Source organism: Enterobacter cloacae complex sp. 277I4, from assembly GCF_050031465.1.
In the GTDB taxonomy this organism is placed as follows: domain Bacteria; phylum Pseudomonadota; class Gammaproteobacteria; order Enterobacterales; family Enterobacteriaceae; genus Enterobacter; species Enterobacter cloacae.
In genome coordinates this window covers 2681629-2704975 of record NZ_JBLGWC010000001.1, presented here as the reverse complement: position 1 = coordinate 2704975, position 23347 = coordinate 2681629, and the positions used below count along the sequence as shown (strand labels likewise).

At 55.9% G+C, this 23347-nt stretch carries 19 protein-coding genes and 1 pseudogene; 16 read left to right on the top strand and 4 right to left on the bottom strand.

The window, feature by feature from the left end; translation table 11 throughout:
* Positions 1 to 87 precede the first annotated feature (87 nt).
* Complete coding sequence (locus ACQG19_RS13165; protein WP_246931714.1) at positions 88 to 756, top strand: GntR family transcriptional regulator; 669 nt, start codon at positions 88 to 90, stop codon at positions 754 to 756.
* A gap of 138 nt (positions 757 to 894) precedes the next feature.
* Here ACQG19_RS13165 and pqqU read toward each other — a convergent pair whose 3' ends face one another.
* The gene (gene pqqU / locus ACQG19_RS13160; RefSeq protein ID WP_246931716.1) at positions 895 to 3009 is read right to left on the bottom strand and encodes a TonB-dependent receptor PqqU; all 2115 of its coding nucleotides are present in this window, start codon (positions 3007 to 3009) and stop codon (positions 895 to 897) included.
* 244 nt (positions 3010 to 3253) lie between these two features.
* Between pqqU and ACQG19_RS13155 the strand changes: the two genes are divergently transcribed.
* Positions 3254 to 4315 carry a YncE family protein gene (locus ACQG19_RS13155; protein ID WP_020689165.1) on the top strand — a complete coding sequence of 354 codons (1062 nt, stop codon included), beginning with the start codon at positions 3254 to 3256 and terminating at the stop codon, positions 4313 to 4315.
* A 92-nt stretch (positions 4316 to 4407) separates the two neighbouring features.
* Here the strand turns inward: ACQG19_RS13155 and ansP are convergent, their stop codons facing one another.
* A complete protein-coding gene (ansP, locus tag ACQG19_RS13150; protein WP_020684770.1) occupies positions 4408 to 5904 on the bottom strand; it encodes an L-asparagine permease in 1497 nt (498 codons plus the stop codon).
* Between the two features lie 382 nt (positions 5905 to 6286).
* Here ansP and ACQG19_RS13145 point away from each other — a divergent pair, with 382 nt between their 5' ends.
* The 11 genes and pseudogenes from ACQG19_RS13145 (at position 6287) to ACQG19_RS13095 (ending at position 16556) form a co-directional block, all read left to right on the top strand.
* Positions 6287 to 6826, top strand: a complete 540-nt coding sequence (locus ACQG19_RS13145) for an AAA family ATPase (RefSeq protein ID WP_020684771.1) — start codon at positions 6287 to 6289, stop codon at positions 6824 to 6826.
* 110 nt (positions 6827 to 6936) lie between these two features.
* Positions 6937 to 7956, top strand: a complete 1020-nt coding sequence (locus ACQG19_RS13140; protein WP_013096493.1) for an LLM class flavin-dependent oxidoreductase — start codon at positions 6937 to 6939, stop codon at positions 7954 to 7956.
* Positions 7935 to 9056, top strand: a complete 1122-nt coding sequence (locus ACQG19_RS13135) for an amidohydrolase (protein ID WP_222168426.1) — start codon at positions 7935 to 7937, stop codon at positions 9054 to 9056. Before ACQG19_RS13140 ends, ACQG19_RS13135 begins: the two co-directional genes overlap by 22 nt.
* A 16-nt stretch (positions 9057 to 9072) precedes the next feature.
* A pseudogene (locus ACQG19_RS13130) lies at positions 9073 to 11335 on the top strand (NtaA/DmoA family FMN-dependent monooxygenase).
* A 9-nt stretch (positions 11336 to 11344) separates the two neighbouring features.
* Complete coding sequence (locus ACQG19_RS13125) at positions 11345 to 11854, top strand: GNAT family N-acetyltransferase (protein ID WP_155022086.1); 510 nt, start codon at positions 11345 to 11347, stop codon at positions 11852 to 11854.
* A gap of 9 nt (positions 11855 to 11863) precedes the next feature.
* On the top strand, positions 11864 to 12796 hold the full coding sequence (locus tag ACQG19_RS13120) for an amino acid ABC transporter permease (protein WP_023621243.1): 933 nt from the start codon (positions 11864 to 11866) through the stop codon (positions 12794 to 12796).
* Positions 12780 to 13553 (top strand): amino acid ABC transporter ATP-binding protein, encoded by a 774-nt coding sequence (locus ACQG19_RS13115; RefSeq protein WP_040022655.1) that lies wholly within the window; start codon positions 12780 to 12782, stop codon positions 13551 to 13553. Before ACQG19_RS13120 ends, ACQG19_RS13115 begins: the two co-directional genes overlap by 17 nt.
* A gap of 9 nt (positions 13554 to 13562) precedes the next feature.
* Positions 13563 to 14450, top strand: coding sequence for an ABC transporter substrate-binding protein (locus tag ACQG19_RS13110; protein ID WP_048972823.1), 888 nt, complete (start codon positions 13563 to 13565; stop codon positions 14448 to 14450).
* Between the two features lie 41 nt (positions 14451 to 14491).
* Entirely contained in the window at positions 14492 to 15109 is a 618-nt protein-coding gene (locus ACQG19_RS13105) for a glutathione S-transferase family protein (RefSeq protein WP_130626154.1), read from the top strand.
* Positions 15110 to 15146: 37 nt separating this feature from the next.
* Positions 15147 to 15377: a tautomerase PptA gene (gene pptA / locus ACQG19_RS13100; protein WP_013096502.1), complete on the top strand. Its 231-nt coding sequence runs from the start codon at positions 15147 to 15149 to the stop codon at positions 15375 to 15377.
* 177 nt (positions 15378 to 15554) lie between these two features.
* Entirely contained in the window at positions 15555 to 16556 is a 1002-nt protein-coding gene (locus ACQG19_RS13095) for a Kdo(2)-lipid IV(A) acyltransferase (protein WP_038981834.1), read from the top strand.
* A 37-nt stretch (positions 16557 to 16593) separates the two neighbouring features.
* On the opposite strand, the gene ACQG19_RS13090 is transcribed toward ACQG19_RS13095, so the two are convergent.
* Positions 16594 to 18279, bottom strand: coding sequence for an NAD-dependent malic enzyme (locus ACQG19_RS13090; RefSeq protein WP_222168424.1), 1686 nt, complete (start codon positions 18277 to 18279; stop codon positions 16594 to 16596).
* 377 nt (positions 18280 to 18656) lie between these two features.
* Here ACQG19_RS13090 and ACQG19_RS13085 point away from each other — a divergent pair, with 377 nt between their 5' ends.
* Positions 18657 to 19985, top strand: coding sequence for a 2-hydroxycarboxylate transporter family protein (locus tag ACQG19_RS13085; protein WP_222168423.1), 1329 nt, complete (start codon positions 18657 to 18659; stop codon positions 19983 to 19985).
* 121 nt (positions 19986 to 20106) lie between these two features.
* The gene (locus tag ACQG19_RS13080) at positions 20107 to 20739 is read left to right on the top strand and encodes a DNA-binding protein (RefSeq protein ID WP_013096506.1); all 633 of its coding nucleotides are present in this window, start codon (positions 20107 to 20109) and stop codon (positions 20737 to 20739) included.
* A 31-nt stretch (positions 20740 to 20770) separates the two neighbouring features.
* Here ACQG19_RS13080 and ACQG19_RS13075 read toward each other — a convergent pair whose 3' ends face one another.
* Positions 20771 to 21070, bottom strand: coding sequence for an ArsR/SmtB family transcription factor (locus tag ACQG19_RS13075; RefSeq protein ID WP_062729502.1), 300 nt, complete (start codon positions 21068 to 21070; stop codon positions 20771 to 20773).
* 161 nt (positions 21071 to 21231) lie between these two features.
* Between ACQG19_RS13075 and fusA the strand changes: the two genes are divergently transcribed.
* Positions 21232 to 23331, top strand: a complete 2100-nt coding sequence (gene fusA, locus ACQG19_RS13070) for an elongation factor G (protein WP_222168422.1) — start codon at positions 21232 to 21234, stop codon at positions 23329 to 23331.
* Positions 23332 to 23347: the final 16 nt, after the last annotated feature.

Genomic DNA, 23347 nt, shown 5'->3' with positions numbered 1-23347 from the left:
ATGACGATACAGGATATATCGGACCAACGTCGTTTATTTAAACTGACGTTAATAAATAGCATTAAGTTTTAGCTACAGGAATTGAACATGCTTGATTTGGATCATTTAGAGAAAGCGCAAAGAATCAGTCTTACTATGCAAGTTGAAATCAGTTTGAAAGGGGCATTAATTACAGGCTCGTTGAAACCTGGCGCTCGACTGATTACCAAAGAGATTGCCGATAAATTAGGAACCAGTATCACACCGGTTCGTGAGGCACTTTTGCGTCTGGTCTCCTCAGGGGCGCTGCAGGCCACACCGGCGCAGGCGTTTCTGGTGCCAGAGGTCACGCTGGAACGCTATAACGAGATCACCGCTATCAGGAAACAACTGGAACCAATGGCGGTAGCGGCCGCCTGTCAGCATATGACGCCAGCTAAGCTTGAGACGTTGCGCAAAATGTCGGATGCCTTTCATGAGGCGATGCGCAACGGCAATGTTCAGCAGGCGCTGCACGCGAATCGCGTGTTTCGGTTCACCCTTTATCAGTATGCGGAGATGCCAACGCTCAGCGCATTAATTGAGCAGCTATGGATACGCATCGGGCCCTGTATTAACTATCTGCATCAGGAGCTCAACGACATCAAAGCGTCGGCGTATCACAACGAGGAGTTACTTGCGGCACTGGAAAGAGGGGATGTTGAAGCCAGCCAGAAAGCGTTGGATAAACTGATTGATGAAGCTAATTCACTTTTACAGCGTCAATATTTTAGCTGAGGAATTATTTAGTAGCCAATCTATATTTCCGTCGTAAAACATTCACTCCATGAATAAGTCCTGATGGCTCTACGCCATCAGGAACGATATTTAAGATTACGAAAGAGAAAAACAGGCAATAAAATGCCTGTTTTAGTCCTACTCGAAACGATAAGCAACCGACAGGCCAACGCCGTAGTTACGACCCGGAGCAGGTTCGTAATAACGTCCGTTGGATTCGTTGACAATCACCGAGCCGGCATACGTTTTGTCGAACAGGTTATCAACGCGACCAAAGAGATCCAGGCCCCAGTTGCCATAGTTGAACTTATACCCGGTATTCAGACCGACCACCGTGTAAGACGGAGCCTTTGCCGTGTTTTCGTCGTCGGCCATGATATCGCTCATGTAACGCACGTCGGTACCCGCATACCAGCCTTCCTCAGGCTGCCAGCCAAACGAGGCAAAGCCCATATTGCGGGCAATACCCGGCATCCGGTTGCCGTTACAGTTGTCATCACCGCAGACGTTGGTGCGGTAGGTGGCGTCCAGATATGTCCATGCCATTTTCAGCTTCCAGTTTTCAGCAAACTGCTGATCGAGTGAAACTTCCACCCCCTGACGACGGGTTTTACCGGCGTTTTTGTAGCTGGTACGTCCGCCAGAGCTGGCATCCACCACAATTTCATCGTCGGTGTCGGTGCGGAACAGGGCCGCGGTCAGCAGGCCATTGCCGATGCGGGTTTTGCTACCCACTTCATAAGTATTGTTGGTGGACGGTTTCAGGCCAATGTTCAGCCCACCCTGGTTATCCGCGCGGTAGGAGAGTTCATTGATGGTGGGGGTTTCAAATCCACGACCTGCCGCAGCGTAAAGGTTCCACGCGTCGGTCACGGCATACTTCACCGCCCCGGCCGGGAGCCACTTGTGATAGCTCGCGTCGCCGCTGTCGTCACCGTTGCCTGGCGTAACGTAATGATCGTTGGAATCAAACCAGACGGAGCTGTAACGCACCCCGGCATCCACAGAGAGTTTCTGGGTTAACTGCCAGCGGGTTTGCAGGTAAGGATCGACGTTCCACATCAGGTTACGTTCGTTGCGGCGCTTGTCGCCTTTTACGCCGTACTCCGGTACGCCGTTGTTCATCACGAAGTTCTCATACCCGCGACGATCTTCGCTCATGTTTTCGTAGTTCAGGCCGGTGGTAAAGGTCACCGGCACCAGCAGTTCGCCGCGGTGCGTCCAGCGTGTATCGATGCCCTGATAGTGACGTTGCATATCAATCACACCGCCAGAGTGGGAGGGGCGCAGCTGTGGCTGATAAGGGATCGACTGGTACTGGGTCATTTCACGCTCGCCGGCGTACATCATGACGCTGAGATCGTCCTGCGCGCTGAGCTGGCGGTCATAGCGCAGCCCGGCCTGGGTCTGCTTGATGGTTTTGCGCGTGTTGTACTGATCGCCACGCGGAGACTGGCGCGGGTTATCCTGCCACTCCTGGTAATTCAGTCCACCCGGATCGTTGGCTTTCATGTCCACGCTGTTCAAGATCAGCGTCAGCTTGCTGGCATCGTCAATCCGCACGCCCAGTTTGGCATTGGCGAGATTCTTCCGCGCACCGCTGTGATCGCGGTAGCCTTTGGTGGTGAAGCGGGTGGTGGATACGGTGTAATCCACATCGCCCGCGTGTGTGCCGTCGCCCATCGCGCCGGTGGCTTTCATCCCGTAGCGCCAGGTACCGTAACTGCCGTAATAGCTGCTGGCCTCAATGGTCGGCGGCTGTTGACCGGTCTGGGTGTTGATGTTGATCACGCCGCCGGAGGCGTTGCCATACAGGGCAGAGAAGGGGCCGCGCAGCACTTCCACGCTCTCAACGCTGGAGAGATCGATGTTAGAGGTCTGGCCCTGGCCGTCTGGCATGGTCGCCGGGATCCCATCCACGTACATTCGAATACCGCGCACCCCGAAGGTGGAGCGGGCACCAAAGCCACGCATCGACAGCTGCAGATCCTGGGCGTAGTTCTGGCGGTTCTGAATTTGCAGGCCCGGGACGCTACCAAGCGATTCCGAGAGGTTAATGCGTGGCGCGGCGTGACGCATATCATCGCCGTTCACGACGCTGACCGCCGCCGGGGTATCAAGCTCCGATACCGTTTGTGGGGTGGCGCTGACGATCAAGGTCTGTTCATCCGCGCCCATCGCGGTGAGGGGCGAAAAGATAACAGGAGCCAGCAGCAGTGGAAGCGTAGCCCTATGGGCAGAAATGATTTTCATGAAATAAACCGGTTAAGGATAAGAAACGTACCAAATGGAACATGTGCATATATGTTAAAACTTTTGTAAATGCTTTGAAAACTATAACCGCACATTGCGTTAAGGAAAGGCGAAACGGAAAAGAAAAACTCCACATTTTGCTGATTAATGATTACTATTCTCATTAACAAAACGGCAATGCCATGACGTTGCCGACCGGAAGTGATGTCAGCAGTACACCCCCTCTTGTGAAAAAGGAATTGTTATGTCTTTACGTCATCTGTGCTCGCCGCGTCTGCGTCGTTCTCTGTTGTGTAGCGCTTTACTGCTTGCCGGTACCTTCCAGGTGCATGCTGGCGAAGAGATGTTGCGCAAAGCGGTAGGCAAAGGCGCGTATGAAATGGCCGTGAGCCAGCAGGAGAATGCGCTGTGGGTTGCGACATCACAAAGCCGTAAAATGGATAAAGGCGGAATTGTGTATCGCCTCGATCCGGTCACACTGGACGTGACGCAGGTTATTCATAACGATCTTAAACCGTTTGGCGCCACCCTGGATTCGGCCTCCCAGACGCTGTGGTTGGGTAACACCATCAATGGCGCCGTAACCGCCATTGATGCCAAAACGGGCGAGGTGAAAGGGCGCCTGGTTCTGGACGACCGCAAACGCAGTGACACGGTCAAACCGCTGCAGCCACGCCAGCTGGTGGCGGATGATGCCACCCACACCGTGTACATCACCGGGGTCGGTAAAGAGAGCGTGATCTGGGTGGTGGATGGCACAACGCTGAAGCTGAAGGATACCATTGCCAATACCGGTACTTACGGCACCGGCCTGGCGCTGGATGCGCAGGCGAAACGACTCTATACCACCAACGCCGATGGCGAACTGGTGACAATTGATACCGCCAGCAACAAAATCATCAGCCGCAAAAAGGTGCAGGATGATGGCAAAGAGCACTTCTATCTGAACCTGAGTCTGGATACGGCCGGGCAGCGTGCCTTCCTGACCGATTCAAAACAGCCGGAAGTGCTGGTGGTGAGCCTGAAAGATGGCAGCGTGATTGAGAAGATTGCGACGCCAGAGTCGCTGGCGGTGCTCTTTAACCCGACGCGCAACGAAGCGTACGTGACGCATCGTGAAGCCGGAAAGGTGAGCGTGATTGACACCAAAACCTACAAAGTGACGAAAACCTTCGACACGCCGGTCTATCCAAACAGCCTGGCGCTCTCTGCCGATGGCAAAACGCTGTACGTGACGGTGAAACAGAAATCCACCCGTCAGCAGGAAGCGACCCAGCCTGACGATGTGGTACGTATCGCGCTCTAATGCGGGCTTTGCCCGGTGGCGCTGCGCTTACCGGGCCTACAAAACCCTGAAATGTAGGCCGGGTAAGGCGAAGCCGCCACCCGGCTTTTTTATTAACGCGAGGTCTCTTCCACCAGCGGGCCGTCGTGTTTTTCATCGTCATGATGAACCGGCGCGGTGCTGTGGATTTCATGCACGCGCTTACGCACGCCAAACCAGCCGGCAATCAGCAGAACGGCCAGCAGCGGAATGGTGGCGATGGTATAGGTGCCGTTCGGGTAGTCGAACGCCATCAGTACCAGCACGCTGAACAGGAACAGCAGGGTGAGCCATGAGGTCACCGGAGCACCCGGCATCTTGAAGCTCACGTCAGCCGCTTTGCCCTCTTTAATGGCTTTGCGCAGACGCATCTGGCAGACCACGATAAAGGCCCAGGAGGCGATAATCCCCAGTGCGGCCACGTTCAGCACGATCTCGAACACGCGGGACGGCACCAGGTAGTTCAGGAACACGCCAAACACGTAGACCACCAGCGTCGCCAGGATACCGGCATATGGTACCTGCTGCTTGCTCATCTTCGACATAAACTTCGGCGCAGAGCCGCCCATCGACATGGAGCGCAGAATACGGCCGGTAGAATAGAGGCCAGAGTTGAGGCTGGAGAGCGCCGCGGTCAGCACCACGATGTTCATGATACTGCCCACGTATGGCACGCCGAGCTTAGAGAAGAAGGTCACAAACGGGCTCTGACCCGCCTGGTAGGCGTTCCATGGCAGCAGCAGAACCAACAGCACCACAGAACCCACATAGAACAGACCGATACGCCAGATCACGCTGTTAATGGCTTTTGGCACCATGGTCTGCGGGTCTTTACATTCGCCTGCCGCCGTACCCACCAGTTCGATAGAGGCAAAGGCGAACACCACGCCCTGCACCAGAACCAGTGCCGGCAGCAGACCGTGCGGGAAGAAGCCGCCGTTATCGGTTATCAGATGGAAGCCGGTTGCATTGCCGTCCAGCGGCTTACCGCTGCCGAGGAAGACGGTACCGACGACCAGGAAAATCACAATCGCCAGCACTTTTACCAGTGCAAACCAGAACTCCATCTCGGCGAACCACTTCACGCCGATCATATTCATAGTGCCGACAATCGCCAGGGCGCCAAGCGCAAAGACCCACTGCGGGATATCGCCAAACGCGCCCCAGTAGTGCATATACAGCGCAACGGCAGTGATATCGACGATACCGGTCATCGCCCAGTTAACGAAGTACATCCAGCCAGCGACATAGGCGGCTTTTTCACCGAGAAATTCGCGGGCGTAAGAGACAAAGCTGCCGCTGGAAGGGCGATGCAGTACCAGTTCGCCCAGCGCGCGAAGAATGAAGAAGGAGAAGATCCCGCACACCAGATAGACGAGGGCGAGAGCCGGGCCAGCCATCTGCAGACGTGCACCAGCACCTAAAAACAGACCTGTACCGATAGCGCCGCCGATGGCGATCATTTGAACCTGACGGTTGCCCATCGCTTTGTGGTAGCCCTCTTCATGGGAGTTTAACCAGCGACGTTTAGCAGCATGATGATCGGCTGCGCTTTTATTGCTTGTTTTCATTGAGTTACCTGTTTGCCTGTCTGAACCATTATCGTGATAGTCCTGCCTGGCAGAGAGCATACAAACGATTGCTTCTGCGCAAACACATGTCGCCTTCCCAGTCATTCTGCGTATGGATAAGGCGAAACATGGCGAGGCATCCTACCTGCAATTGATAAGCGACGCAAAATATAACCGTGCCGAAAGTGATGCACGTCGAAGGAAATCGTGTGGTCAGAGCAGACGGGGATCACAACGCGCTGAATCGTGGTGAGTTTTTAGACAAAAGATTCGCGGATTGATGATTTAAACATCAGTGGTGCTTATCAGTTGCTCAGTGGAACTAGCGGAAGGTAAACGCTATGATCGGTTTGGTTTTTATTCTGCCAGAACGAGGCTAACGGTGAAAATTAATGTAATCGGCACCAGCGGAAGTGGAAAAACCACGCTGGCAAGACGGATCGCTGATGAGCTGGCTATTCCTTATATTGAGATGGACAGGCTTTACTGGCGCCCGAACTGGCAGGGCACAGCAGATGATGCGTTTCTGGAAAAACTGGAGCATGCATTAAGCGCTTCTCAAAACTGGGTGCTCGATGGCAACTATAACCGCACGCGCCCTGTTAAATGGCGCAATGTGGATCTGGTCGTCTGGGTGGACTATGGATTTGTCCGTACGCTGTATCAGGCCGTTATCCGGGCGATCAAGCGGGCCTGGCATCAACACGAACTCTGGCCGGGAACGGGCAATAAAGAGAGTTTCCGGCGCGCCTTCCTCAGCAGAGAGTCCATTATCATCTGGACGATTAAAACCTGGCGCAACAACCGCAGGCGTTATCAGGTCGATATGCAAAACCCGGACTACGCACACATACGCTTTATCCGTATTACCCGCCGCGCTCAGGCAGAAACGCTGATTTCCTCCCTAAAGTCTTATTCTTAACAGGGTTTTATATATCTGATTTCCGGCAAACCAAATGTAAATTAATTGTTTCTCAGCGGTGAAATACGCCTTTATTAATAACGACATGTTAAGTCAAACGAGAACGCAACATGTCCTGGCGAATCAGCATTCTGGATAAAAGCCCCATCGCTGAAAATGAAACAGCCGCCGATGCGCTGGCGCGAACCCTGGCGCTGGCGCAACAGGCGGAAACTCTCGGTTATCACCGTTTCTGGATTGCCGAACACCACAACACCCCGCAGCTGGCCAGCCCCTCGCCGGAGTTATTGATTGCCTGGATCCTCGGGCAGACGACGCGTATCCGGGTGGGATCGGGCGGTGTCATGCTGCAACACTACAGCCCGTATAAAGTTGCAGAAAATTTCAATCTCCTGGCTGCCCTGGCTCCCGGACGCGTGGATCTGGGCGTTGGAAAAGCGCCTGGCGGTCTGCCGCTCTCCACCCGCGCGTTGCAACGCGGTCTGAATCAGCAGGAAAAGGGCAGCTTTGCCGAACAGCTGGCGCAGCTCGATAGCTGGATCCGTCCTGAAAATCAGTCCGCGGAGGAGGCGGTGCGCGCCACGCCGTTGCCGCCGGTTCCGGCGCAGGGATTCCTGCTGGGAGCGAGTGTCGAAAGTGCTCTGCTGGCCGCAAAGCTCAACTGGCATTTTGTCTTTGCCGCTCACCTGAATGGCGATCCCGACCTGCTGCGCGAGGTCATCACCACCTGGCGGGAACACAGCGCCCGGGAGGTGATTGTGGCGGTGCAGGTCATTGTGGCGGACTCTCAGGCCCAGGCGCACTCGCTGGCACAAAAGGTTGAAGTCTGGGGCGTGGAGCTGGCAAACGGCCAGCGCGTTACGGTGGCCAGCGAAGAGCAAGCCTATGCGTTTGCGCGTCAGGCAGGCAGCGAGCCGCTGCGTATAGCGCGTCGCGCGCAGTCGCTGGTGGCCGGGACCGCTGAGTCGGTACTGGCACAACTGGACGCTCTGCATCACCAGTGGGGGATTGACGAATTCATTATCGACACACCGGTTGCGGACGGCGCCGCGCGCGTGCAGTCCCTGCGTCTGCTGGCGCAGGCGCGACTTAACAGGGAGGTCAACGTATGCGTTTTGGCGAACAACTGATTGCCTGGCGTCGTGAGCTACACGAGCACCCGGAGCTGTCGGGCCAGGAGGTGGAAACAACCGCCCGTTTGCACCAGTGGCTGACCCATGCCGGTATTACGCCGCTACCTTATGACTTGCCTACCGGGCTGGTGGCGGAGATCGGCAACGGCAACAAACTGATTGCCCTGCGGGCGGATATTGATGCCTTACCGATCGAAGAGCGCAGCGGGGTGGCGTTTAGCTCGCAGCGTGCAGGAGTGATGCACGCCTGCGGTCACGACATCCACACCAGCGTGATCCTCGGGGCGGCATTAAAACTAAAAGAACGTGAAGCGTTGCTCAACGGCCGCGTGCGGATCCTGTTCCAGCCTGCCGAAGAGAACTTTGGCGGTGCGAAGAGCATGGTGCGGGCCGGGGCGTTACGTGACGTCAGCGCCATCTTCGGGATGCACAACGAGCCGGGGTTGCCGGTAGGTGAGTTTGCCACCCGCGGCGGGCCGTTCTATGCCAACGTCGATCGGTTTGTGATCCGCATTACCGGCAAAGGTGCTCATGCCGCACGGCCTCATGAAGGCAACGACGCGATTGTGCTGGCAAGCCAGCTTGTTACCGCGTTGCAGAGCGTCGCCAGTCGCAACGTGAATACGCTGGACTCCGTTGTGCTGAGCGTAACGCGCATTGCGGGCGGCAATACCTGGAACGTCCTGCCGGAAAGCGTTGAGCTGGAAGGGACGCTGCGCACGCATCGCACGGAAGTTCAGCAGAACGTCAAAGCGCGCGTCGGTGAAATCGCTGCCGGATTCGCCAGCGCCTTCAGTGCCCGGATTGATATCACCTGGTATGCCGGGCCGACTGCGCTGGTCAATGACGAGCATTGGGCGGCGTTTGCCACCTCGGTTGCCCGGGAAGCGGGGTATGAAACGCAGCATGCCGAGTTGCATATGGGCGGAGAGGATTTTGCAGTCTATCTGCAGCAGATCCCCGGCGCGTTTGTCAGCATTGGCAGCAATAGCCCGTATGGTTTACATCACCCGGCCTTTAATCCGGACGAAGCATTAATTGAGCCGGCTGCCCGTTATTTTGCACAGCTTGCGGAAAAAGCCCTGCAACACGTTTAATTCAGAAGAGGTGAATATGTCTGCAACCCGACAATTGCGGCTGGGGACCATTTTGCACGGTGCTTCCGGGAATATGTCCGCCTGGCGCCATCCTGCGGCGGTGGCCGATGCCAGTATTAATTTTGATTTCGTCAAAGCGACGGCGTTAAAAGCAGAGGAGGGCAAGCTCGACTTTTTATTCGTAGCCGATGGCCTCTACATAAATGAGAAGTCGATCCCGCATTTTTTAAATCGCTTTGAGCCGTTAACGGTGCTCTCCGCGCTGGCGAGCATTACCTCGCGTCTGGGGCTGGTGGGCACGTTATCCACCTCCTACAGCGAACCCTTTACCGTGGCGCGCCAGTTTGCCAGCCTGGATCATCTCAGCAACGGCCGCGCGGGCTGGAACGTCGTGACCTCGCCGCTGGAGGGGTCGGCAAGGAACTTCTCGCGTGAAAAACACCCCGAGCACGCGCTGCGCTACCGCATTGCGGATGAGTATCTCGATGTGGTGAAAGGGCTGTGGGACTCGTGGGAAGGCGATGCCTTTGTGCGCAACAAAGAGAGTGGTCAGTTTTTTGACCCCGCCAAACTGCATACCCTGGATCACCGTGGTGATTTCTTCCAGGTCGCCGGGCCGCTCAATATTGGTCGCACGCCGCAGGGACGTCCGATAGTGTTCCAGGCGGGCGCATCGGACGACGGTAAAAAGCTGGCTGCGAAGCATGCCGATGCGATCTTCACCCACCATGAAACTCTCGAAGAAGCACAAGCGTTCTACCGCGATGTGAAGCAGCAGCTGGAAAACAACGGTCGTCGTGCTTCTGATTTGCACATCTTCCAGGGCGTGAGCGTGATTGTTGGAAAAGATGCCGAAGATGTGGAAAACCAGTACCAGACCACCGCGGCGCTGGTGTCGGTTAAGGATGCCCTCAATTATCTCGGACGCTATTTCGAACATCACGATTTCAGTCAGTATCCGCTCGACGAGCCGTTCCAGGACCTCGGCGATCTGGGGAAAAACAGCTTCCGCAGCACCACGGATGAGATAAAGCGTAATGCCCGCGAACGTCAGCTGACGCTGCGTCAGGTCGCGCTGGAAGCGGCCTCACCACGCCCCCGTTTTTCCGGTACGCCGGAGCAGGTGGCGGACGGCCTGCAGGCGTGGTTCGACGGCTATGCAGCCGACGGCTTCATCATCCAAGGCGGGACGCCAGATACCTTCCCGCGCTTTGTTGACCAGGTGGTGCCGGTGCTACAGGCCCGCGGCCTGTTTCGCACTGACTACCCCGGGACCACGCTGCGCGACAGCCTGGGCCTGGACGAACCCAAAAATCAGTTCACACAACAATAAAAGAGAACCCGCTATGCAGAAACCATCGCTTATTCTGGCGCTCGCTCTGGCCTTTACCCCTGCCGTCTGGGCAGAGAATGTGAACATTAACGGCACCGGCGTGAGTATTGAGGCCAACAAAACGCCGATCAATACCGCCAAAAACGGCGATGCCATCGCGCAGTTGCCGAAAGATTATCGCTTTGCCGTGCCGGGGAAATTCACCGTCGCGGTGGCGGGCCTCAATCAACCGCCGCTGACGGTTTTCTCGGATGACAACAAAACGCTTCTGGGAAGCGAAGTTGACGTGGCCCGTCTGGTGGCGGACAGCCTCGGGCTGGAGCTGAACGTGGTGCCAACCTCCTGGGAGGACTGGCCGCTGGGGGTGGCCTCCGGGAAATACGATGCGGCGATCAGCAACATCACCGTGACTAAAGCGCGTAAGGAGAAGTTTGATTTCGCCACCTACCGTAAGGATTCGCTCGGTTTCTATGTGAAATCAACCAGTCCAATCACATCCCTGCAGAAGGCGGAGGACATTGCCGGGCTGCGGATTATTGTCGGCTCAGGCACTAACCAGGAGGCCATCCTGCTGGCATGGAACGCCGAAAACCTTAAGAAGGGACTGAAACCGTTTACCCCGGTCTACACCAAAGATGACGCGGCACAAACGCTGGCGATCCAGTCCGGGCGTGCGGATGCGTATTTTGGCCCAAACGTGATTGGCGCGTGGAAAGCGGCGCTGACCGGTAAAACCAAACTGGTGGGAAGCGTTGACGGCGGCTGGCCGAAGGCGGCGCATATCGCGGTGACGCTGAAAAAAGGCAGCGGCCTGGTGGAACCGGTGCAGACCGCGCTTAATGGCGTGATCAAAAACGGCGATTACGACAAAGTGCTGAACCGCTGGGGAGAAGGGGTGGAACGCATCCCGCAGTCGGAAGTCAACCCGGCCGGTCTGGGTGATTAAGGAGGCGCTATGAGCGAACAATTTCGTGACGTTTCGCCGGACGATGCTGACCTTCAGCCCATCATCAATGGGCTGTTCGGTGAATACGCTGCCCGCTACGGTGACTATTTTTCGAAAGATGCCGAGGTCGAGCTCACCGAGTGGTATCTGGCGCCGCAGGGGCTGTTTATCGTCCTGGAGCGTGACGGGAAGATTATTGCCACCGGCGCGTACAAACCCTTCGACGAACGCACCGCAGAAATCAAACGCATCTGGACAGACAAAAGCCTGCGTCAGCAGGGGCTTGCCGGGCGCGTGGTGCAGGAGCTGGAGCGCCGGGCGGTGCTGGCAGGCTACAGCCAGATCTACCTGACCACCGGATTTCGCCAGCCGGAAGCGGTACGGCTCTATCTTAGCCAGGGTTACCAGCCGCAGTTCGATCTTAACCGCGATCCGGAAGAGTACAGCCAGCCCCCGTTTGATGGTCGGTTGCGTTTCACCAAAACGCTGGTTCGTGAAGCGTTAAGTAAAACCGCATGAGGTACGATGATGAGCAACGTTGAAACCATAAAAGTGGTCCCGGCGCGTTATCCGCTACGGGCCGTCGGTGCCGTGGTGGCGCTGTTTGTCCTGGCGGTCGTTGTCCAGTCCGTCGCCTTTAACCCGCGCTGGGAGTGGTCTGTGTTTGCCCGCTGGTTCTTCGACCCGGTGATCCTTGAAGGCGTCGGCCAGACATTACTGCTGACGCTGATCGGCACCGCGCTGAGCGTGATTTTGGGCGGTATGCTGGCGTTGGCGAGACTCTCGTCATCCTGGCTGCTAAGCAGCCTGGCCTGGGGCTATATCTGGCTGTTTCGCTCGCTGCCCCTGATTGTAGTGCTGATCATCCTTTATAACTTTTCCTATCTCTACGACACGCTCTCGCTCGGGGTGCCGTTCACCGGCATGACCTGGGGCAGCTTTGAAACCATCAATGTGCTGGGGCAATTCTCTACCGCCGTTGTCGGGCTAACGCTGGTGCAGAGCGCCTATACCGCGGAGATCATTCGCGGGGGCTTCCTCGGCGTGGATCATGGTCAGTATGAAGCGGCCGCTGCGCTGGGGCTACCGGCCTGGCGTCGTACGGTGCGGATCATTCTGCCGCAGGCACTGCGCACCATACTGCCGTCCGGGTTTAACGAAATCATCAGTCTCGCGAAGGGGACGGCGATGGTTTACGTGCTGGCCATGCCGGAGCTGTTCTACACCATCCAGATGATTTACAACCGCACGCAGGAGGTGATCCCGCTGCTGATGGTGGGTGCCGCCTGGTACCTGGTGATTACCACCGTGTTGTCCGCTATCCAGTATGGTGTTGAGCGGGGACTGGCCCGCAGCGAACGTCGCTCGGCGGTGAATCAGAACCGTACCCTCAGCCGTACCCGTTCCCGTTCCGTCACCACCACACCCGCACAGGAGCCCGTCCATGCAAGCCTCTCATGAAGGACATATTTCCATTACCGGCGTCAGTAAATTCTTTGGTCGCCATAAAGCGCTCGATAACGTGTCGCTTGAGATCCCACCGGGATCCGTCACGGTGATCCTCGGACCGTCCGGCTCCGGTAAATCGACCCTGCTGCGCACCATCAACCACCTTGAGCGCGTCGACGAAGGGTTTATTCAGATTGACGGGGATTACATCGGCTATCGCCGTCGGGGTGACAAACTCTACGAGTTAAAAGAGAAAGAGATCCTCAAACAGCGCGTCAATGTGGGTTATGTGTTCCAGAACTTTAATCTCTTCCCGCATCTCACGGTGCTGGAAAACCTGATTGAAGCGCCTGTCGCCCATAAAAAACTGAGCAAAAAAGAGGCCGTTGAGCAGGCGTATAGCCTGCTGGATGTGGTGGGGCTGCGTGATAAAGCGGATGCCTGGTCGCGCCATCTCTCCGGCGGGCAGCAGCAGCGCATCGCCATTGCCCGCGCGCTGGCGCTGCGTCCGCGCGTCATACTGTTTGATGAACCCACCTCGGCGCTAGACCCGGAGCTGGTGGGCGAAGTGCTGGATGTCATCAAGAAACTTGCCCGTTCCGGCACCACGCTGGTGGTGGTCACCCATGAGATCGGCTTCGCCAGAGAAGTGGCTGATCAGGTGGTGTTTATGGTCGACGGTAAAATTGTGGAGCAGGGCAGCAGCGACGAGGTGCTGAACCGGCCATCGCACGCGCGAACGCGTCAGTTCCTTTCACGAGTCCTGTAAGGAGTACCCATGAAATATGGACTTCTGGCAGGGCTGGCCTTTACCGCCGCCAGCCATGCCAGTATTGATTTAAAAGCCAACGAGCAGCCGCTGCCGGTGACGGTGGATCAGCAGGCGGTGGCGAAGATCCCCGCTCATTACAAATTTGTCGAGCCGGGAACCCTCACTGTGGCCATTTCTGCGCTTAACTCACCGCCGCTGGCCCTGCTTGCCAGCGACAACCGTACGCGAATCGGCAGCGATCCGGATATCGCCCGGCTGCTGGCAGGCAGCCTGGGGCTAAAACTGAAGCTCGTTCCCACCGCCTGGGAAGACTGGCCGCTGGGGATCACCTCCGGGCGCTATGACGTGGCGCTGGTGAACATTGCGGTGACCGAACAGCGCAAAGAGAAGTTTGATTTTGCGACCTATCGCGTCGATTCGCTGGCGTTTACGGTGAAATCCACCAGTCCGGTGCGGTCGATTAACGGTCCTGAAGATCTTGCGGGTAAAAAGGTTATTGTCGGATCCGGCACCAATCAGGAGCGCATCCTGTTAGGCTGGAACGAGGAGAATAAAAAGGCCGGGCGTGAGCCCGCGCTGCCGGTGTACCTGACGGATGATGCCTCGGGCAATCTTTATATTCAGTCCGGGCGGGCGGATGTGTTCTTTGGACCACAGTCGGTCGCGGCGTATAAAGCCGCGCTGACCGGTAAAACGCGCGTTGTCGGGCTGGGCCCGAAAAAAGCGTATGTCGCCACGACCACCAAAAAAGGCAATCAACTGGTCTACGCCCTGCAGGCCGCGCTGGACGGCGCGATCACGCGCGGGGAGTATCAGAAGGTGCTGGCGCGCTGGGGAGAGCAGGGCGAAGCGGTGACACACTCGGAGGTTAACCCGCCTGGGATCACGTATTAATTGTGCTCTACACTTAGGATTTTCACTCCTGAGAGGGCAACATGATCAAACTTTATGGTGCACCCGGCTGGGGCTCGGCAATCAGCGAAGTGATGCTGACTCTGGCAGACATCCCTTACGAGTTTATTGATGTGGACGGGTTTGATGCGCCCGGTCCGCAGCGCGAATTGCTGCAAAGACTCAATCCATTGTGTCAGGTGCCGACACTGGCGCTGGAAAATGGCGCGATCATGACCGAAACAGCCGCCATCGCCCTGATGGTGCTCGACAGGTGTCCCGATCTGGCGCCGCCCGTCGGACAGGCAGAACGTCAGCAATTTCAGCGCTTGCTTATCTGGTTTGTCGCGAACGTCTATCCGACCTTTACCTATGCCGATTATCCCGAACGCTGGGTGCCTGACGCACCGGAACAGTTGAAGAAAAATTGTATCGAATACCGCAAATCCCTCTATTTGTGGTTCGATAGCCAGCTCAAAGCGGCCCCGTTTGCGCTGGGTGAACAGCTTACGCTACTCGACGTCTATATTGCGGTCGCACGTACCTGGGGGCCACGGCATGCGTGGTTTGCCGAGAATACGCCAAAGATAACGGCCATTGCAGACGCCGTGTGTCAGCTTCCTGAACTGCACAAGGTGTTAAAGGCAAACGGCATTATCTGATAACGTGTAAACCTGATTCATAACAGGAAGCCTGCACATGCCACATGTAGATATCAAATGTTTTCCCCGGGATTTAAACGACGAACAAAAAAACGCGCTGGCGGCTGATATTGCCGAGGTGATAATTCGTCATTTCAACAGTAAAGACAGTTCAGTGTCGGTGGCGTTAAACCAGGTTAATCCTGAAGACTGGAAAGCGCAGGTCTGGGACAGCGAAATTGGCCCGAAGCTGGATTCGTTGATTAAAAAGCCCGGCTATTCGATGTAATTTTATTTGCCGGGCAGCGGCCTCGTTGACCCGGCATTTAAGTTTCTCCCGACATTTCGCAAAAATCGATAATACGATCCTGTGACGTTTCCGTTACACTTTCCCTCTCTAAAACTTTCACGAAATCATCTGGTAAGCACAGCAGTTGCGTTAAATTCAGTACAGGATAATTTTCTCATGACAAAATTACCTCAGTTCTCACTCGCCTTTTTTCATCCTCGTTACTGGCTCAGCTGGACAGGCATTGCAGCGCTCTGGTGCATTGTGCAGCTCCCGTATCCCCTTTTATTAAGAATCGGACACGGGCTTGGTCGTCTGGCCATGCGTTTGCTTCCCCGTCGTGTGGACATCGCTCGCCGCAACCTTGAGCTCTGTTTTCCCGACATGAAAAAGGATGAGCGCGAAAAGCTACTGCAGCGTAATTTTGAATCGGTTGGCATGGGCGTCATCGAAACCGGGATCGCCTGGTTCTGGCCTGACTGGCGTGTGCGTAAATGTTTCAGCGTCAGCGGATATGAACATATGGAAGAGGCCCGGGCGCGCGGAAATGGCGTGGTGCTCATCGGTATGCATTTTCTCACGCTTGAACTGGGGGCGAGGATCTTTGGCATGCTCAACCCGGGTGTCGGTGTTTATCGCCCTAACAATAATGCGCTGCTGGACTGGCTGCAGACGCGCGGCCGTCTGCGCTCAAATAAAACCATGCTGGATCGCTACGACCTGAAGGGCATGATCCGCGCCCTGAAGCAGAATGACATTCTCTGGTACGCCCCGGATCACGACTACGGCAAAACCAACAGCGTGTTTGTACCGTTCTTTGCGGTTCCTGATGCCGCGACAACCGCCGGAAGTTATATGCTGGTGAAGAGTGCCAGACCGGCGGTGATCCCGTTCGTTCCACGCAGAAAGGCAGACGGCAGCGGTTACGAACTGATTATTCTTGAAGATATCGGCGAAACGCTGCAGGGCGGTGATAAAGCGTCGGTAGCCACGCAAATGAACAGGGCGATTGAGCGCGCGGTGCTGATGGCGCCGGAGCAATATATGTGGTTGCACCGACGCTTCAAAACCCGTCCTGAAGGCCAGCCGGACAGATATGCGCGCAAAAAAAGCGTGGTCACTTCCAACAGTACTGTATCTACAGGCGACATGCCTGAACAGTCAGGCATTCAGCACTAAAGTATGCCCTCACCGTAACGTGAGGGCAGGCTGACGGCTACAGCGCAGCCCTGCGGTACGGCGCATAATCTGCTTGCCACCAGGTCTCTTCAATCCGCGCCAGCAATATCTCATCCTCCATGGCTGGCGCAACACCTTGCTCAATGGCCGCTCTGGCGACGGCAAACGCGATATGGCGTGACACCGTTTCTATATGATCCACCGGCGGCAATAATCCACCTTTTTCGGTTGTCACCAGCGGCGACTGCGCGGCCAGGCTGCGGCTTGCCGCCATCAGCATCTCCTCGGTGACCCGGCGTGCATGGCAGGCCAGAATACCCAGCCCCAGCCCGGGGAATACATAGGCGTTATTACACTGGGCAATATCGTACTGCTCGCCCTGCCAGAACACCGGCGCAAACGGGCTGCCGGTGGCGACGAGCGCGGCGCCCTGTGTCCAGGCAATGAGATCCTGCGGTTGCGCCTCCGCGCGGGATGTGGGGTTAGAAAGCGGCATAATCACCGGACGCGGGCAGTGGCGATGCATCTCTTTCACAATCTCTTCGCTGAAGAGGCCCGGCTGGCCTGAGACCCCAATCATTACCGTCGGATGCGCGTTTTTAACCACGTCCAGCAGCGAAATATTGTTCGACTCAACCTGCCAGTCGCGGATCGCCTCGCGCGCCGTGAGCAGGTTTTTCTGGAAGTCGAGGAGGTTGGTCATATCGTCAGTCAGCAGGCCAAAGCGATCGACCATAAAGACCCGACTGCGGGCTTCGGCTTCGGTTAGCCCGTCATCCATCATCAGCGCCACGATTTTTTCGGCAATGCCGCAACCGGCGGATCCGCTCCCCAGGAAGACCACGCGCTGATCGCGAACACGGGTCCCGGCAGCATGGGCGGCAGCAATCAGCGTGCCCGCGGTCACGGCGGCGGTACCCTGGATATCGTCGTTGAAACAGCACAGCTGGTCGCGGTAGCGCTGCAGCAGTCTAGTGGCGTTTTTCTGCGCGAAATCCTCAAACTGCAGCAATACATTGGGCCAGCGCTGCTTCACGGTACTGATAAACATGTCCATAAACTCGGCGTACTGATCGTCGCTGATGCGTGGGTGACGCCAGCCCATATACATGGGATCGTTCAGATGCTGCTGATTATTGGTACCGACATCGAGCATAATCGGCAGGGTAGACGCCGGGTGGATCCCACCACAGGCGGTATATAACGAGAGTTTTCCAATGGGTATTCCCATCCCACCAATTCCCTGATCGCCAAGCCCCAGAATACGCTCTCCGTCGGTCACGACGATGACGCGAATATCATTGCGTGAGAAGCTTTGCAGCATTTCATCAATACGGTGACGATTGGGCCAGGAAATAAACAGCCCACGCGCGCGGCGATAAATAGTCGAGAAGTGTTCGCACGCTTCTCCTACCGTGGGGGTATAGATAATGGGTAACGTCTCTTTCAGGTGCGAACGCAGCAGGTTGTAAAACAGCGTCTCATTAGTATCCTGGATATTACGCAGATAAACGTGGCGGGAAATATCGCTTTTAAAATGACAGAATTGTACCCAGGCGCGTTCGGTTTGTTCCTCGATGGTTTCAACGTTGTGTGGCAACAAACCGTGCAGATTAAAGTTATCACGTTCTTCTTTAATAAATGCGAGCCCTTTATTTAATAACGGATTTTCCAGTAATACGGCGCCGCTATAAGGGGTATACAGTACTTCTTTGCGAGACATGAATGACTCCTGAATTTCAATAATCGGATAAGGTTCAGTTGCAGGCGCAGGTTTATTTATGTCTTTGGTTTCGCGCTAATCTAGCGGTTAAGGATCATAGGCGTAGTGATAACGGTCACAGTCTTTCTGGTTTAATTAATTTCAAAACACCGACGCAGCGATTAAAAACTTTAGTTACGAAAAGATGAATTAAGTTATTTAAAAACAAATTCTCGTGCTGTTCACATTTCCGGCGAAATCGCCATGCTAATTTCTCGGTGTACCATTTTTATAAATGGCAATTTGAATACGATTAAATATTAAAGCTTTATTAAGTACAGGCCAATTACGATTTATTTCTGTTTATTGATATCCGAACCTACTAATCCGGTGATTATATGAAAAATAATTCTGTAACCACGTCTCCAGTCGCTTCACGTTTTGCTTTTGGGTTGAGCAATGCTGAAGTTGGCGCGGTCCCGTTGATGCTGTTTGTCGGGATCGCGGCCATTGTGGCCACCTCCGCGTGGGCGGAGCTGCTGCCGAAAAACATGATCGGTGGACTCGCGGTGATCATGACGCTCGGTTTCGCCTTTGCCAAAATTGGCCGACAGATCCCGCTGCTGAAAGATATTGGTGGCCCGGCAATATTGTGCCTGATGCTGCCCTCGGTGCTGGTCTATTTTGGCGTATTCGAGAAACACACCCTGGATACGGTTCACCTGCTGATGAAAGAGGCCAATTTGCTCTATTTCGTCATCGCCTGTCTGGTGGTGGGGAGCATTTTGGGGATGAACCGCGTGCTGTTGATTCAGGGGATGATCCGCATGTTCGTTCCGCTGGTGGTGGGTACCCTGATGGCCGTGCTGACCGGCTTACTCGTTGGTTCGCTGTTTGGCTATACGCCGTATCACACCTTCTTCTTCATCATCGTACCGATTATCGGCGGAGGGATTGGCGAGGGGATTTTACCGTTGTCGCTGGCCTATTCGGCGATACTGGGTCAGACACCTGACGTCTACGTGGCGCAACTGGCACCGGCCGCCGTAGTGGGGAATATCTTTGCCATTATTTGTGCGGGTACGCTGGCGCGCCTCGGGGCAAAACGTCCCTCGCTTTCAGGCAATGGCATGTTAACCCGCAGCAAAGATGACACAAGCCTGTTTGCCAGCGCGCAGAGCGTACAGCAGACGGATTTCCATCTGATGGGGGGCGGGTTGCTGATGGTGTGTGCGTTTTTTATCGTTGGCGGACTGTTTGAGAAGCTGGTGCATATTCCCGGCCCGGTGCTGATGATCCTCATCGCCGTGCTGTGCAAATACTTCAAGGTGATCCCGGCCTCCATGGAGCAGGGCGCGCACAGTTGCTATAAATTTGTCTCCGCTGCGCTGGTCTGGCCGTTGATGATTGGTCTCGGCATGCTGTACGTGCCGCTCGAGAGCGTGGTGTCGGTCTTTTCGGTGGGATACGTGGTGGTGTGCGGTTCGATCGTCATCGCAATGGCGCTGAGCGGCTATTTTATTGCGTCGCGCCTGAATATGTACCCGGTGGAAGCGGCGATTGTCACCTGCTGTCATAGCGGGCTGGGCGGGACAGGAGATGTGGCAATTCTTTCCGCGTCTAACCGCATGTCGCTGATGCCGTTTGCCCAGATTGCGACCCGCATTGGCGGTGCGTCGACGGTGATTTTCGCCACGCTTCTGATGGGCTGGTTAATGGCGCACTGATCCCGGATGTCAGAAGACTGAATCGCAACGACATTTTCAGCACGCCGCTGCGGTTCAGTTCTTTATAAATATCCCTGCGCTGGATAGAATTACCGCATTCACAGCGACGGGAAACCGCACGATGACCGGAAGAGTTGATTACCAGATTGAAAAATTTCTCTTTACCGAAGCCGCCGAACCGGAGCGTCTGACGCGCCAGTGGGCGGAGGTACTGGAAGAGTGTCGGGAGCAACAGGCCGGTGCAGAAGAACGCCTGCGACTTGCGCTGCTGAATGTGGATTACGTCACCAGCTTTGAGCTTCCTTTCCGGTTACTCCTCACCCGCGCCCCGCAGTTAATTGACGGCCTCAGAAAAGAGCTTCAACTCAGCCAAAAAAATGTGCTTTTTAACGGCAAGCGCTTCGGCTGTGTTTATAGCCTGAAAATGAATCTGGACGGGATCCCCGATGAATTTAACTACCACCTGAAAACGCGTATCCAGCGCAGTGATAGCGAAGGGGGGAGCGAAGTGCCGTACCGGCAAATCGCCCAGCAGGTGAAAGCGCCCCGTGAGCGATTAAAGTTAGCGCTGGAAAACGGGCTCGCGGTCACCGCACTCGACGGGCTTTTCTGGTTCGGCATTCAGCGCATCGCGGCCGATGTGCAACGGTTGCGCAAAACGGGGATGAGAATAACCACCTCCGGGACCGAGGTCTTTGATACCCTGACCAGGACCCGACGGCAGATCCCGGTCTATCGTCAGGAGAAAGCGTAGCGTTGCCACGGATATTAACGTAACCGCAGGGCTACTCAGTCCGCAGCAATATCGCCATCAGCCCAGGAAAACGGGCATCCAGATCGTCTCTTCGCAGTGAAATCATATTCTCTCGCCCCTGCGGGCGCTGCCAGATTACACCGCTGTCGCGCAGTACGCGCCAGTGGTGGGTCATGGTGGATTTCACCACATCGTCCGGGCGCAGCGCGTTGCAGCTCAGTTCACTGCCATCGGCCAGCCTGCGGATAATCGATAGCCGGAGCGGGTTGCCGAGAGCAAACAGCACATTTTCCAGCAGTATTTGTTCAGGTTCGGGGTGGTTTGGGATCATCGTTTTCCTGCGTCAACGTTCAGATTGAGCTATATCAACAATAGGTCAACCGTGAAAAAATAGTTCGATAATACTCGTACAATAGGACTATTATAGCAAACGAACGCACAGGCGACCATCCCGGTCGTCACAACTCAGTCTTACAGACTTAAGGAAATATTATGCCCCGACCCATCCCTCTCGAACGTTATCGCAACATCGGTATTTCCGCGCATATCGATGCCGGTAAAACGACAACCACCGAACGCATCCTGTTTTACACCGGGATGAGCCACAAGCTGGGTGAAGTACACGATGGCGCGGCAACAACCGACTGGATGGCGCAGGAGCAAGAGCGCGGGATCACCATTACCTCCGCGGCCGTCAGCTGCTTCTGGCCGGGTATGGACAGAGGGTTTGAACCGCACCGGATCAATATCATCGACACCCCGGGGCACGTGGATTTCACCATTGAGGTGGAACGTTCCATGCGCGTGCTGGACGGTGCCGTCATGGTGTACGACTCCGTGGGTGGCGTGCAGCCACAGTCAGAGACCGTCTGGCGTCAGGCGAATAAATATCATGTGCCGCGCCTGGCGTTCGTCAACAAAATGGACCGTCCGGGTGCCGATTTCTTCCGCGTCGTACGGATGATGCAGGAACGCCTGAAGGCGAATCCGGTGCCCATTGTGATCCCTGTGGGCGCGGAAGAGCATTTCACCGGCGTGGTGGATCTCATCAAGATGCGTACCATTGTGTGGGATGATGCCACGCAGGGCATGGTGTTTAACTATGCGCCGGTACCGGACGAATTGCTGAGCACCGCGCAGGAGTGGCGGGAAAAAATGGTCTCTGCGGCAGCAGAAGCCAGCGACGCGCTGATGGATAAATACCTGGAGACGGGCGACCTTGATGAGGCTGAGATCATCAAAGGGCTGCGTACTCGGACCATCTCCGGTGAAATCCAGCCGATGCTGTGCGGCAGCGCCTTTAAAAACAAAGGGGTACAGCGCATGCTCGATGCGGTGATTGAGCTGATGCCATCGCCGCTGGATGTACCGGCCATCGACGGTGTGGACGAAAAAGGGCAGCATGCGGAGCGTCATCCAAGTGATGAAGAACCGTTTTCTGCGCTGGCGTTCAAACTGATGAGCGATCCGTACGTCGGGCAGTTGACCTTTATTCGCGTTTACTCTGGCGTGTTGAGAAAAGGCGACGCGGTGTATAACCCGGTGAAGGGCAAGAAAGAGCGTATCGGACGCATCGTGCTGATGCATGCCAACGATCGTCACGAGGTGGACGAGCTGCGCGCCGGTGATATTGCGGCCTGTGTGGGTCTGAAGGATGTGACCACCGGGGACACGCTCACCGATCCGAATGCGATCATCACGCTTGAGCGAATGGAGTTCCCGGACCCGGTGATCTCCCTTGCCATCGAGCCAAAAACCAAGGGCGATCAGGAGAAGATGGGCATTGCCCTGCAACGCCTGGCGGCGGAAGATCCGTCGTTCCGTCTGCATACCGATGAAGAGTCCGGCCAGACGATTATCTCCGGTATGGGTGAGCTACATCTTGAGATTATCGTCGATCGCATGAAGCGTGAGTTTGGCGTCGAGGCGAACATCGGCCGTCCGCAGGTGACCTACCGCGAGACGCTGCGCAAAGCGGTGAAAGATATCGAAGGCAAATTTGTCCGGCAGTCCGGCGGTAAAGGGCAGTACGGGCATGTGGTCCTGAGCCTTGAGCCGTTAGAGCCTGGTAGTGGCTTCAAGTTTGAAGATGCCACGAAGGGTGGCGTGGTGCCGCGTGAGTATATTCCCTCTGTGGAAAAAGGGCTGCGCGAAGCCATGAACAGCGGCGTGCTGGCGGGGTATCCGGTTGTCGATGTAAAAGCGACCCTGACCTTTGGGTCGTATCACGACGTCGACTCCTCGGAAATGGCGTTCCGCATGGCGGCGATCCTCGGGTTTAAAGAGGGCGCTCGCAGAGCGGATCCGGTGATCCTTGAGCCGGTGATGCATGTCGAGGTGGAAACGCCGGAAGAGTACGCCGGTAATATTATGGGCGATCTCTCATCCCGTCGTGGCATGGTGCAGGGCATGGAAGAGCAGTACGGCAGCCAGATTATCCGCGCTGACGTGCCGCTGGCAGAGATGTTTGGATACGCCACCACGCTGCGCTCGATGTCGCAAGGCCGCGCGACCTACACGATGGAGTTCCACCATTTTGCGGAAGCGCCGCGCAATGTGGCGGATGAGATTATTGCTCGGCGAGCGAAGTAATACATTCACCCTCTCC